The sequence below is a fragment of the Brotaphodocola sp. genome (assembly GCF_983179755.1).
The window spans coordinates 43780-56875 of record NZ_CFAHBC010000003.1; the positions used below are offsets into that span (position 1 = coordinate 43780).

10 protein-coding genes are annotated in these 13096 nt (G+C 49.1%); 1 reads left to right on the forward strand and 9 read right to left on the reverse strand.

Annotated elements, in window-relative coordinates; genetic code table 11:
- The 6 genes from AC4EVX_RS02220 to AC4EVX_RS02245 all read right to left on the reverse strand — a co-directional run bounded on the left by AC4EVX_RS02220 (position 1) and on the right by AC4EVX_RS02245 (position 9347).
- Positions 1-2967 (reverse strand): NYN domain-containing protein, encoded by a 2967-nt coding sequence (locus tag AC4EVX_RS02220; protein WP_490159471.1) that lies wholly within the window; start codon positions 2965-2967, stop codon positions 1-3.
- Between the two features lie 312 nt (positions 2968-3279).
- Entirely contained in the window at positions 3280-4206 is a 927-nt protein-coding gene (locus AC4EVX_RS02225; protein ID WP_177978134.1) for an AEC family transporter, read from the reverse strand.
- A gap of 13 nt (positions 4207-4219) precedes the next feature.
- Complete coding sequence (locus AC4EVX_RS02230) at positions 4220-4471, reverse strand: family 1 glycosylhydrolase (protein ID WP_177978135.1); 252 nt, start codon at positions 4469-4471, stop codon at positions 4220-4222.
- Between the two features lie 57 nt (positions 4472-4528).
- A complete protein-coding gene (gene nagB, locus AC4EVX_RS02235; RefSeq protein ID WP_177978136.1) occupies positions 4529-5257 on the reverse strand; it encodes a glucosamine-6-phosphate deaminase in 729 nt (242 codons plus the stop codon).
- A 459-nt stretch (positions 5258-5716) separates the two neighbouring features.
- Positions 5717-7609: an ABC transporter ATP-binding protein gene (locus AC4EVX_RS02240; RefSeq protein WP_308450679.1), complete on the reverse strand. Its 1893-nt coding sequence runs from the start codon at positions 7607-7609 to the stop codon at positions 5717-5719.
- Positions 7602-9347, reverse strand: a complete 1746-nt coding sequence (locus AC4EVX_RS02245; RefSeq protein ID WP_177978138.1) for an ABC transporter ATP-binding protein — start codon at positions 9345-9347, stop codon at positions 7602-7604. The genes AC4EVX_RS02240 and AC4EVX_RS02245 overlap by 8 nt, the downstream gene beginning before the upstream one ends.
- 428 nt (positions 9348-9775) lie before the next feature.
- Here AC4EVX_RS02245 and AC4EVX_RS02250 point away from each other — a divergent pair, with 428 nt between their 5' ends.
- A complete protein-coding gene (locus AC4EVX_RS02250) occupies positions 9776-10012 on the forward strand; it encodes an alcohol dehydrogenase catalytic domain-containing protein (protein ID WP_308450680.1) in 237 nt (78 codons plus the stop codon).
- Between the two features lie 129 nt (positions 10013-10141).
- Here AC4EVX_RS02250 and AC4EVX_RS02255 read toward each other — a convergent pair whose 3' ends face one another.
- Genes AC4EVX_RS02255 through AC4EVX_RS02265 form a run of 3 tightly spaced genes read right to left on the reverse strand, consistent with a single transcriptional unit; the run spans position 10142 to position 13051 of the window.
- Entirely contained in the window at positions 10142-11422 is a 1281-nt protein-coding gene (locus AC4EVX_RS02255; protein ID WP_490159472.1) for a TRAP transporter large permease, read from the reverse strand.
- 1 nt (position 11423) lies between these two features.
- The gene (locus tag AC4EVX_RS02260) at positions 11424-12017 is read right to left on the reverse strand and encodes a TRAP transporter small permease (protein WP_490159473.1); all 594 of its coding nucleotides are present in this window, start codon (positions 12015-12017) and stop codon (positions 11424-11426) included.
- A gap of 11 nt (positions 12018-12028) precedes the next feature.
- Positions 12029-13051, reverse strand: a complete 1023-nt coding sequence (locus AC4EVX_RS02265; RefSeq protein WP_490159474.1) for a TRAP transporter substrate-binding protein — start codon at positions 13049-13051, stop codon at positions 12029-12031.
- Positions 13052-13096 lie beyond the last annotated feature (45 nt).

Here is a 13096-nt window from a genome sequence, read left to right on the forward strand (position 1 = left end):
TTACTCATTCTCCAGCGTGATCTCACCCTTCTTGATCTTCTCTAAATACTCCGCAAGGTCTTTCTCCACCTCTGCAAAGAGGTATCTCTTCCCGGGCTTCGGCAGATTTCCACGTTCTTCCTCGATCTGCCGGCTGACCCGCTCCATGTCTTCCTCTAAATCCTTTGCCGACATCAACAGACATCCCTGTCCACGGATAATCAACTGCTCAAGACCATCCGAAGTCGCAACCGTCACGCGGTACTTTCGTCCCATCTCATGCGCGAACTTCTCGATATACTGATCGGCAGTCTCCGCCTCCTTCGTATAAACCACATGAATATTATGGTAATCCGAAACGCTTCCCGTTCCCCCCGGAACCTTATACGCATCAAAGACGACAATCAGATGACAACCTCTGTAACCCTGATAATTGCAGAGCATATCCATCAGGCGGTGTCTCGCACCGTCAAGCGTCACCTGCATCAGTTCCCTCAGCTCGTCCCACGCATAGAGAATGTTATATCCATCGACAAGCAGATACTCATCGAGCTTCGCAGAGTTCTGCTTTAAATAGCCCGGACGCCCCGTTCCCGGAACCGAGTGAATCACCGAATCATTGCTTCCATTTCCATCTGCTCGCTTTCCGCCTCTCAATGCTCCATTTGCGGTCCTCGTCCTCTGATTTCTGCGAATCTGCTCCGCTCTCTGCGGATCGTACTCCACAACTCTCGGACCACTCTCATTTGGCAGTCTCCGCTTCGACTCCCCATAGGTGCGCGTAAAGATCTCCTCAAGTTCATCCTCGGTCACCCCATACGAAGGCGTTGAAGAAGTATATCCGGAATACCTCCCCGCTCCACCGGAATATCCGCCGGACAAATTTTCTCGCCCGGTCACTCCTGCCTGATCCGATGCCCTTGCCTGCTCAAGTACCTTTGCAATCGGACTCTCAACCTGCATATAGGACTTAACCTGATCCCACGGCACAACAAATCCCGCTCCATGCGCGCAAAAGACCGATCCCGTCGGATTGTAGAGATCCGCCTCTGCGTCATAGTGAGCAGACTCAACGACCTCGACTGCATTGTGGCACGGGAAATACCCTTTAAGCGTGCACGCAAGCCGTCCTCTTCCCCTCGTGTAGGAGACAACCTCCCTCTGGTAATCGCGCATCAGAGAGACCGGCGCACTTCCCTCGATCACCATTCGCTCGCCCTCCGGCTCCGGACCAGAAAACTTCGCCTGCATCCGATCAAGATCCGACATCGCTCGTCCGACACTCTCCGCCGGAATCTCGAGACGAAATTCATAAAACGGCTCAAGAAGTTCGTAATCGCCCACTGCACATGCCTCGCACAGTCCCTGACGCACAGCGCGGTACGTCGCCTGACGGAAATCTCCGCCCTCGGTGTGTTTCTGGTGCGCTCTTCCCGCAATCAGCGTGATCTTCATATCCGTGATCTCCGCTCCGGTCAGCACTCCCCGGTGATGCTTTTCCTCAAGGTGCGTCAAAATCAGGCGTTGCCAGTTGCGATCGAGCGCATCCTCACTGCAATCCGCCTCAAACTGAAGTCCGCTTCCCCGCTCCGCCGGTTCCATCAGAAGATGCACCTCCGCATAATGGCGCAGAGGCTCAAAATGTCCGACTCCCTCAACCGGTGCCGTGAGTCTCTCCTTATATACGATATTTCCCTCTCCAAACTCGACAACGGTCCCAAAGCGCTCGAGAATCAAACTCTTTAACACCTCGATCTGCACCTCGCCCATGACCTGTGCCTGAATCTCCCCGAGTTCCTCGTCCCAGACGACATGAAGTTCCGGTTCCTCCTCCTCGAGCTGTCTCAAATCTCCAAGCATCTTGTGAAGATCCCCACCCTCCGGAAACATCAGGCGGTATGTCAAAACCGGCTCAAGAAGCGGAAGCTCCGACTCTGATTCCACACCGATTCCCTGTCCCGGATGAGTCTGCGCCGGTCCCATGACAGCACAGATCATTCCTGCCTCCGCTTCATTGACTGTCTCAAATTTTGAGCCAGAATAGACGCGGATCTGGTTGACCTTCTCTGCTTCTCCCGTCTCGCACCCATCAATCATATCTTTTACACAAAGCACACCACCGGTGATCTTCATATGCGTCAGACGGTTTCCCTGAGCGTCTCTTGAGATCTTAAAGACCTTTGCACCAAACTCCTTTCCATATACATGGCACGGGGAAAGTTCCCGGATTCCCTCGAGAAGTCCGTCCACACCATCCAACCTGAGCGCTGATCCGAAATAGCACGGAAATACCTTTCTTGTTCGGATCATCTCATGCACACGCTCCACCTTCAGCGTTCCGCTCTCAAGATACTCCTCCATCGCAGACTCCTCGCACATTGCAAGCGCCTCGAGCCACTCCTCATCGGCCGTCTCAAGGATCTTCTCAATCATCATCGGCTGTCCATCGCCACAGTGATTCACTGAACCAGAATTTCCTTCCACGCCAGCACCTTTCCCAGATGCATCAGCGACATGATCAAACGCCACACAGTTCTCATCAAGATGCGTATGGAGCTGGCTCATCAGAGCTTCCCGATCCGTCCCCGCCTGATCCATCTTGTTGACAAACACAAATGTCGGAATCTCGTAGCGTTTTAATAATTTCCACAACGTCTCCGTGTGTCCCTGAACACCGTCCGCTCCGCTGACTACAAGCACTGCGCAGTCAAGCACCTGAAGCGTCCTCTCCATCTCTGCCGAAAAGTCCACATGCCCCGGTGTATCAAGAAGCGTCACGGAAAGATCACCAAGTTCAAAGACAGCCTGTTTCGAGAAGATTGTGATTCCTCTCTCCCGCTCCAACGCATAGGTATCCAGATAGGCATCCCGGTTATCCACCCGCCCCATTTTTCGTATTGTGCCAGTTTCAAAAAGAATCCCCTCCGACAGCGTCGTCTTTCCCGCATCTACATGGGCAAGAATCCCCATCACCAGTTTCTTTGCCATAGTTCGCTTCATCCCTTTCCGTTCCATGTTTTTTCTATAACCATACGAAACTATATTATCTTAGCATGATCCTACTTACTCATCGATCCGATCATCCCACATTCAATCATTCAATCCCACGAAATAAGAAAAATATCCAAAATATTTTTATTATACCCTGCTTCCATTTTGTTGTCAATTTTCCGCACAAATCCGCTTTTCCTCCCCCATCCACAAAACACCAAAAAAGGAAGATCCGAATTTCCTCCGAATCTCCCCTCCTGAGAAGACTTGTGATACCCCACCTAAAGAGGAGGGGACATCCACTCTGAGTTATAAGAAAACTCCCGCCAGAACCACCATCACTGAGACAGTGATCAGAGACAGAACCGTCGTCACCGCAAAAAGTTCCGATGCATAATGTCCGTTTTTGTGATACTGGAGCGCAAACAGCGTTCCCATCGTTCCTGCCGGACATGCCGCAGCGGTCAGAACCGTCAACGCTACGGTTCGATCCGGATGCAGGAGCATCAGCTCCACAAGTGTGATCAGCGGAACAACGAGAAGTTTCAGCGCACTCAGCCAGTAGACTCTCGGACGCTTCAGGCTCGCAAGAAGATCACTGTCCGCAAGATTTGCTCCCGCAATCAGCATCGCAAGCGGAGTGTTCATCTTTCCAATCATCGACAGCGGATTGGCGATAACCGATGGAAAACGAACTCCCGTTATAAACAAAATCAGGCTGACGAAAATTGCAATCATTGACGGCTGAATCAGACTCTTCATCGTCTTTGCAAAACTGCTCGCACGACCACTCATCAGCATCACACCGTGAGACCAGACAAAGAGGTTAAACACCGTGATATAAGCAGTCATGAAGAACACGCCCTCACTTCCAAGCAGTCCCTCAATCAGCGGAAGTCCCATAAATCCACAGTTTGAGTAAATAACTGCCATCCGCTCAACGCCAAAATCCGAATTTCCATTTTTCTTCACGCAGATATTTGCGAGAACAATCGACAAAGCAAAGCTGATTCCGGTGAGAATCGCCGTCTGAAGCAGTCTCGCGAGAAGTTGTACATCAAAATCAATCTGATACGACATCAGAATGACGCAGGGTGATACCAGATTTAGCAGAATTCCTGAGAAGCGCTTGTTCGACGCCTCGTCAATCATTCCGCACTTGCGAATCGCAATGCCCATGAACAGAATCACAAACATCTCAAGAATTTTCTCAACCGTAATCAATGCCAGTTCCATTTTTTCTCTTCTCCTATGTCAGAAATCTCCTGTGCTCCAAATGTCTGCGCAGATAATCGATTCGGTATGGATCATGGATCGAACCATCCTCCTCCACCTTATCTCTTGCACCGAGTCCATTTTCCGTGATGATGACCGAGAGTCCATAACGGCTTGCAACTATATCTAACGTATTGCGGAATCCGATCAGATCAACCGCCCAGCCAAACTCCGTCCGATACTGATGCGGATTGGATGCACCGCAGTAAAGTCCCGCCTCGCCCAAAGGGACCTGCTCTCATTTGTTATTTTTTATCCGTTTCTTATCCACCCTCTTACCAATCTAATCAATCAGGCTCAGCGCTGACTCATCCGCAATCACAGTCACATCGCCATGTAACTGTAAGATCGAAGCCGGGACAGCCGGTGTGATCGGACCGTAGAGCGCCCTTTTCAAGGCCTCTGCCTTCTCCTCCCCGCTCGCAATCAGAAGAATCTTCTTTGCCTGCATAATGTTCTTGATTCCCATCGTGTACGCCTGTCTCGGTACTTCTTCCTCGGAAGCAAAAAATCTCTTATTTGCCTCGACCGTACTCTCAGCAAGATCTACGCAGTGCGTCTCCTTCTCAAATGCGGAACCCGGCTCATTGAATCCGATATGACCATTTCTGCCAAGTCCGAGAAGCTGTAAATCGATTCCGCCGTGTGCGCGAATGATCTCATTGTAGCGCGCACATGCCTTGTCCGAATCCGACTCAAGACCGTCCGGCACAAAGGTGTGTGCCTTGTCGATGTTCACATGGTCAAAGAGATTCTTGTTCATGAAATAGCGATAGCTCTGCTCATTATCCGGACTAAGACCCTTGTACTCATCGAGATTGATCGTCGTGACTCTCGAGAAGTCAAGATCCCCCTTCTTGTACCACTCAATCAGCTGTCGATAAGTTCCAACTGGTGACGAACCGGTTGCCAGCCCCAATACGCAGTCCGGTTTCATGATGATCTGCGCCGAAATGATGTTTGCCGACTTTCTGCTCAGATCCTGATCGTTTTTTGCCTTATAAATAACCATAAGATACCCCTTATTTTTACAATATTTTTCTGACGGAACTTTTCTGTCTTTCGTCTCAGCAAGTTCCCTCTTCCCTTCTTAGTATACCTGATTGAAAAGATTTTTCAACATCTAACGGCAATCGTGAAACCAGTTTCGACTGCCTGTGCGACCATCAACCCCGCCAAAAGTTTAAACCCGGATCTTTCACTTAAAACTGTGTTCAAAGACGGCTTGCAACTGTAAACGGTAACACGTTATTTACTGTGTTTATCCTTTAGATAAACCACACCTTTAAACATTTAAGCTCATTCCATATAAAAGCGCCAGAGCACCTGCTTCCGGTTTTCCCGAAACAGATTCTCTGGCGTTTTTTATTTGTTTAAAACTTTTCTTTATTCAAACCTCTTATTTGCTTGAAGAACTCTCTTTGTAAAGTGCTTTTATTTTCACACGTTCTCTCTCATACTTCTGCTCGTCTCACTCAAGCTCAAATGCACCTGTGTAGAGCTGATAGTACTTGCCCTTCTGGGCAATCAGATCCTCATGGCTTCCGCGCTCGATGATATGACCCTGCTCGAGAACCATAATGACATCCGAGTTTTGTACCGTAGACAGGCGATGTGCGATAACGAATACCGTGCGGCCGTGCATCAGTGCGTCCATACCCTTCTGCACGATCTCCTCGGTTCTCGTATCGATCGAGGAAGTCGCCTCATCCATGATCATAACCGGCGGATCTGCAACTGCAGCACGCGCGATCGCAATCAGCTGACGCTGACCCTGAGAGAGGTTCGCTCCGTTTGAGGCAATCATTGTCTGATAGCCCTCCGGCAGACGGGTGATGAAATCATGAGCGCCCGCGAGCTTTGCAGCCTCCATACACTCCTCATCGGTCGCATCGAGTTTTCCGTAACGGATATTCTCGATAACGCTTCCGGTGAACAGCACCGTATCCTGAAGGATGATGCCAAGGGAACGGCGCAGATCCGACTTTCTGATCTTGCTGATATCGATACCGTCGTAAGTGATTGTACCGCGCTGAATGTCATAGAAACGGTTGATCAGGTTCGTGATCGTCGTCTTTCCGGCTCCGGTCGCACCTACAAAAGCGACTTTCTGACCCGGCTTTGCGTAGAGCGTGATGTCATGAAGAACCGTTTTCTCCTCGTTATAGCCGAAGTCAACATCCTTGAATCGGACATCTCCGGTCAGACGGGTATAACGATTCTCCTCCGGTGCTTTCTCATCCTTCCATGCCCAGACCTCGGTGCGCTCCTTGCACTCAACGAGCTTGCCATTCTCTTCCTTCGCGTTGACGAGGGTCACATATCCCTCATCCTTCTCCGCTGTCTCATCAATCAGGTTGAAGATACGCTCTGCACCTGCCATACCCATGACAACCGCATTAATCTGGTTTGATACCTGACCGATGTTACCGCAAAACTGTCTCGTCATGTTCAAAAACGGAACGGTGATGCTGATGCTCAGTGCCATTCCGGACACACTCAGGTTCGGAATGCCAGAGAGAAGCAGGATACCTCCGACAATCGCAACGACAACGTAAAGCACGTTTCCGATATTCATCAGGATCGGCATCAGCGTGTTCGCATACTTATTTGCACGCTCTGCAACGGAGAAAAGTTCATCATTTAAGCGATCGAAATCCTCCTCGGTGCGCTCCTCATGGCAGAACACCTTGACAACCTTCTGACCGTTCATGATCTCCTCAACGAAGCCCTCAACCTTACCAAGCTCAATCTGCTGCTGGATGAAATACTTCGCAGAATTGCTTCCGATCCTCTTTGTCACCTTCGTCATCAGAAAAATTCCGATCAGGACAACAAAGAGAAGCCATGCACTGTAATACAGCATGATGCACAGAATCGTCAGGCTCGACACCAGCGAGATCATCAGTTGCGGGATACTCTGGGAGATCATCTGGCGCAGAGTGTCGATATCGTTGGTGTAGTAACTCATAATATCGCCGTGGTTGTTTGTATCAAAATATTTGATCGGCAGATCTTCCATTCCGTTGAACATCTTCAGACGGAATTTCTTCAAGGAGCCCTGCGTGATCGTCGCCATCAGGCGCGTGTAGGTAAAACCTGCAATCAGAGACAGCGCATAGAACGTTGCCAGAATCAGCACATATTTTGTGATCTGTCCGGACACTCCGTTCCAGTCACGGCTCTGCCAGCTCTTCTCGACAATCGCAATGATATTCTGCTGGAATACTGCCGGAACCGAACTGATCAGTGCGTTGAACACGATACATAGGAGAGTGATCGGAAGCATCACCGGATAGAATTCAAACAGCGTCTTGATCAGACGGATCGCTGTCTTTTTGCTGAACGAAGCGCGCTTATTCATTCTCCTCACCTCCTGCACGGTTCTGGGACTCATATACTTCCCGGTAAATACTGCTTGTCTTTAAAAGTTCCTCGTGTGTTCCGATGTTCTTGATCGTACCGCCATCCATGACAAGGATGCGATCTGCGTCCTGAACAGAGGAAACACGCTGTGCGATAATGATCTTTGTCGTCGTCGGAATGTACTCGGAGAAAGCCTTGCGGATCAGCGCATCGGTCTTCGTATCCACTGCACTCGTCGAGTCATCAAGGATCAGGATCTTCGGCTTTTTCAGAAGCGCGCGTGCGATACACAGACGCTGTTTCTGACCGCCGGAGACGTTTGCACCACCCTGCTCGATGTGGGTCGTGTACTGGTGCGGGAACTGCATGACGAACTCGTCTGCCTGAGCAAGCTCACACGCTTCCTTCATCTGAGCATCCGTCGCATTCTGATCACCCCAGCGCAGGTTGTCCTTGATGCTTCCGGAAAACAGAATATTCTTCTGAAGCACAACGGCAACCTGATTTCTCAGCGTCTCGATGTCGTAATCGCGCACATCAACTCCGCCGACCTTTACAGAACCTGTCGTCACATCATACAGACGCGGGATCAGCTGGATCAGCGTCGATTTTGAAGTACCTGTTCCGCCGATGATTCCGATCGTCTCACCGGACTTGATATGAAGGTCAATGTTCGCAAGCGCCATCTTCTCCGCATGCTCGGAATAACGGAAGCTCACATTGTCGAAATCGATGGAACCATCCGCAACCTCCATCACCGGATGCTCCGGATTGTGAAGTGTGGTCTCCTCCATCAGAACCTCCGCAATACGCTTTGCTGACTCCTCTGCCATCGTCACCATAACGAAGACCATCGAGAACATCATCAGACTCATCAGAATCTGGAAGTTGTATACAAGAAGCGCAGAAAACTGACCGACATCGAGATCCATACCACCACTTGTGATGATCGTGTAGGAACCGAAGGACAACACAAAGATCATTGCGACATAGAGGCAGAACTGCATCATAGGATTGTTCAGTGCCAGAATCTTCTCCGCTCTCGTGAAGTCTGCGCACACATCCTCTGCGGAGCGCTCAAACTTCGCCTTCTCATATTCCTGACGAACATAGGACTTCACAACGCGCATGCCCTTGATGTTCTCCTGAATCGAGTTGTTGAGTGCATCGTACTTCTTAAACACGTTCTTGAAGATCGGAGTAACACTCTTCATAACAAGAAACAGGCTGACTGCCAGAATCGGGATGACGATCACGAAGATCAGTGCCATCTTTCCTCCCATGATGATTGCCATCGTCGCTGAGAAGATCAGCATCAGCGGGCTTCTGAACGCAAGACGCACCAGCATCATGTATGCCATCTGCACGTTCGTCACATCTGTCGTCATTCGAGTCACCAGTGATGAAGTGGAAAACTTATCAATGTTCTCGAATGAGTAAGTCTGAATCCGGTAAAACATGTCCTTTCGCAGATTTCTTGCGAATCCACAGGAAGCCGTTGCGCAGTTGAATCCCGCTCCCGCTCCGAAGGACAGAGAGAGCCCCGCCATCACGATAAGAATCATGCCGTAGCGGATGATCATTCCAAGATCGCATCCTCCCTTGATCTGGTTGATCAGACGGGCTACCACAAACGGAATGATGCATTCCATGATAACCTCCATCGATACCAGAAGCGGTGCAAGAATGGACGGCTTTTTGTACTCTCGGATTGATTTCATTAATACTCGAATCATTCCTTTGTCTCCTTCCATAAAAAATAATTCGTGGTTTTCGGGCAGATCTGAAACTCCGCTTCAAATCCACTCCAGGTTGCTCAACCGAAATTGCCTTTCGTGCTTTTGAGCAAACATAATAATAGCGCATATGGCTTCCCATCCTCGACAGATGGGCGCCTGCGCTATTATACTCTGTCATCTTTATTCTATTCGGTTTGATTAATAAAAAGCAATTTCGCTGTTATCTACTTATTGTATGCGCTATTAAATTTCTTGTCAAGAAAATCTTTGTAAATTCTCGATGTTACCGCACAGTAACGTTTCGACAAAATCCATTGCTGTTTGCACGGCGTGTAAACTATAACAACTTCTTGACTTTTGTATCTGACAACGATACGATTTTATTATCGAAATAAATTTGATAACTTAATTGGAGGGGGTTACTTATGAAAGCTGTCCGAATTGCAGGACCAAGACACCTAGAAATCATCGATGTAGAAAAACCGGTTCTGTCCGGCAAAAACAATGTTCTCGTGCGGATGACCTCTGCCGGCATCTGCGGTTCCGACGTCAGCATCTATCAGGGAACAAATGCGATCGTCACCTATCCTCGAATCATCGGTCATGAGATGGTCGGTGTCGTCGACAAGGTCGGCACAGATGTCTTGCGCTTAAAAGAATGAGGGAACGCTTGATCTCACAAACTCGATCTCTCACACGTTCCCTCTGACCAAGGCTCAGGAAGCCTTTGACTTTATTGACAGCCACGATCCGTCGATCCGCAAGATTGTGCTGACGTTTGATTAACCTAATTAGCCCAGGAAGAAATTCATCGGAACCGTCACAAGTGCCGGGAAGAGAACCATTGCAAGCAAAATCAACACCTCTGCAAGCAGAAACGGCCAGACTGATTTCACAATTCTTTCCATATTAATTTTTCCTGCACTGCACGCTACGTTCAACACGGTTCCAACCGGAGGCGTTAAGAGTCCGAGAACCGTCATCAGAATAAATATCACTCCGAAGTACGGAACATCGATTCCTGCCTGCTTGACTGCCGGAAGCAGAACCGGAGTCAGAATCATAATCGTCGGAGTTACGTCCATCGAGGTTCCCACGAGGAGAACAATCAGGCAGATAATCAGCATCAGGAGCGTCGGATGACTGATAAACGGTGCAAGGATTCCTGTCACAATCGCCGGAACATTTGCGACGGTCATCATCCAGGAAGATACCATTGCAGCCGCTGCCAGAAACATGATAACCGAGGAGGATTTCGCTGCGGAGACCAGACATTCCATCAGCATGTTAATTTTCAGCTCCTTGTAAACAAAGAGTCCGATCACCAGTGCATACACAGCAGCGATTACGCCAGCCTCTGTCGGAGTAAACTTTCCACTTCTCAGTCCAAACAGGATAAATACCGGAAGAATAATCGCCCACAGACCATCAACAAGAGCTTTTACAACCTCTTTTGCGCTCTGGCGCGGTGCTTTCGCCAGATTGTCTTTCTTTGCGATAAAGAACCACAGCACACACAGAGATGCAGAGAGATAAAATGCCGGAGCAATACCACCCATGAACAGCTTTGTCACAGATACACCAGCCTGAACACCGAAAATAATCATCGGAACAGACGGTGGCATAATCGGGGAGAGGATATTTCCCGCTGCAATCAGTCCGGTACAGGTGTCGCGCTTATAGCCGGCACGCACCATCATCGGAATCAGAATGGCTCCGAGGAAAGCGGTCGATGCAACCGCAGAACCAATCATACTTGCAAACAGAAGAATCGCCATAATCGTCACATATCCAAGACCGCCACGCACATGGCCAACCATCGCATTTGCCGCATTTACAATTCGCTTCGTGATACCACCGCGGTTCATAAACTCACCTGCCATGATAAAGAACGGAACTGCCATCATCGAGAAGGAGTCTGCTCCCGAGAAAAGATTCTGCGACAGGATCTGAGCGTTAAAACCATTTAGAAACAGCATCATGCACACACCGCTGAACAGCAGTGCAAAACAAATCGGAAGTCCGATCAGCATTCCGCCAATCAGCGCACACAGAAATACCAGCAATGTCATCTTACTTTCCTCCTTCTTCTCTCAGCCGTCTTGCATACTCCTCATCCGAAAGCTTCTCCGAGCCTTCTTTTGCATCCGATGCAATCTCATCGTCATCTGAAGTGCTCATCGTCACGATCTCCGAGATCTTGGACGGGTTTTTCAGTGCATGTACAATATTCAGAATTGCCATAATCGCGATTGCCACTCCGGTCAGGATTCCAACTGCATACAGAAAGGCATATGGAATTCCGAGCGCTGCGGTGCGGGACTGCGTGTTCTGAGCCACCATTTTCAGCGAACCCTGAACGAGAATCACCATCAATGCCATGATGATCAGCTGAGAAACCACATACATGACCATCTGAACCTGAGGCTTCATCCTGCTGATCAGCGTATCCACGCCCAGATGTGCATTTGCGCGCATCGCACTGATCGCTCCGATGTAGGTTACAAACACAAACAGGTATCTCGCCAGTTCCTCCGACCAGGTCAGACCGGAATTAAAAAATGTACGAAGCACAACATTCAAGAATACGAACAGAACCATCAGTCCCGTCAAAATTCCAGTAAAGTAATCAATTCCCTTAAATAACTTATCTGCTATCTTATCCATACTTACACTCCCTATTTGATATTGGAGACCATCTCCCGAACACTGTCCACCCACTCATACTGAGAATTGAGATAATCATAAACCGGCTGTATCTTTTCAAGCATCTTTCCTCGATCCTCCTCAGAAAGCTCTGTGACCGTCAACCCCTGTTCCTTCATGAAGTCCACATCTGCATCCAACTGCTTCTCATACAGATCCCAGGCATAATCGGAAGCCGCCTCGGCTGCTTCTGAAAAAGCATTCTGTTCCTCAGGTGTGAGCTCATTCCAGAATTCATCTCCGGAAAACAGCTCCAGGGAAGCAACCATATGATTCGTATTGTATATGTACTTCTGGACTTCGTACCAGCCCTCATTTTTTACGGTTGAGAGCGGGTTATCCTGACCATCTGCCACACCCTGTTCCAGTGCGGTGAAGACCTCGCCCATGTCCATGATGACAACATTCGCGCCAAGACTCTCTGCCAGCTTTACATGGATCGGATTGTTCGGCATTCTCAACTTCTGTCCTGCGAAATCATCAAGGCTCTCCAACTTCTTATTAGAAGAAAAGGCTCGCGCTCCGTTCGGAAACCACGAGAGCAATTTCAACGGCTGGGTACTCTCGAGATCCTGTGCGATGTAGGTTCCAAGCTCGCCCTGATAGCTCTTCCTTGCGTGCTCTACATCCCGGAACAGAAATGGAAAATCAGGAATTGCCATCTTCGGAGTTTCCGACCACATCGAAGTTCCAACCACGCACATCTCCACAATTCCGCTCTTCGTGTAATCGTAGGTTACTTTTTCGCTTCCAAGAACTCCGGAATTATAAATCTGAATGTCATACTTTCCGTTGGTCGCTTCCTCTACCATCGGCTTGAAAACATCCGTCATTGCTTTTGCCGCAGGTGTCTGATCTGACACACAGACCGCAATCTTTACCAACTTGCTCTTTCCGCTTTCCTGTCCCGATGAGGCGCATCCCGTCGCCATTCCTGTTGCCAGCAACATAAGAAACAGTGTTGTTCCCCTCTTTGCCGTCTTCGCAAATTTCATTCTTTTCACCCTCCTAAATGATTTCACAACCTCCGAAACATCGTT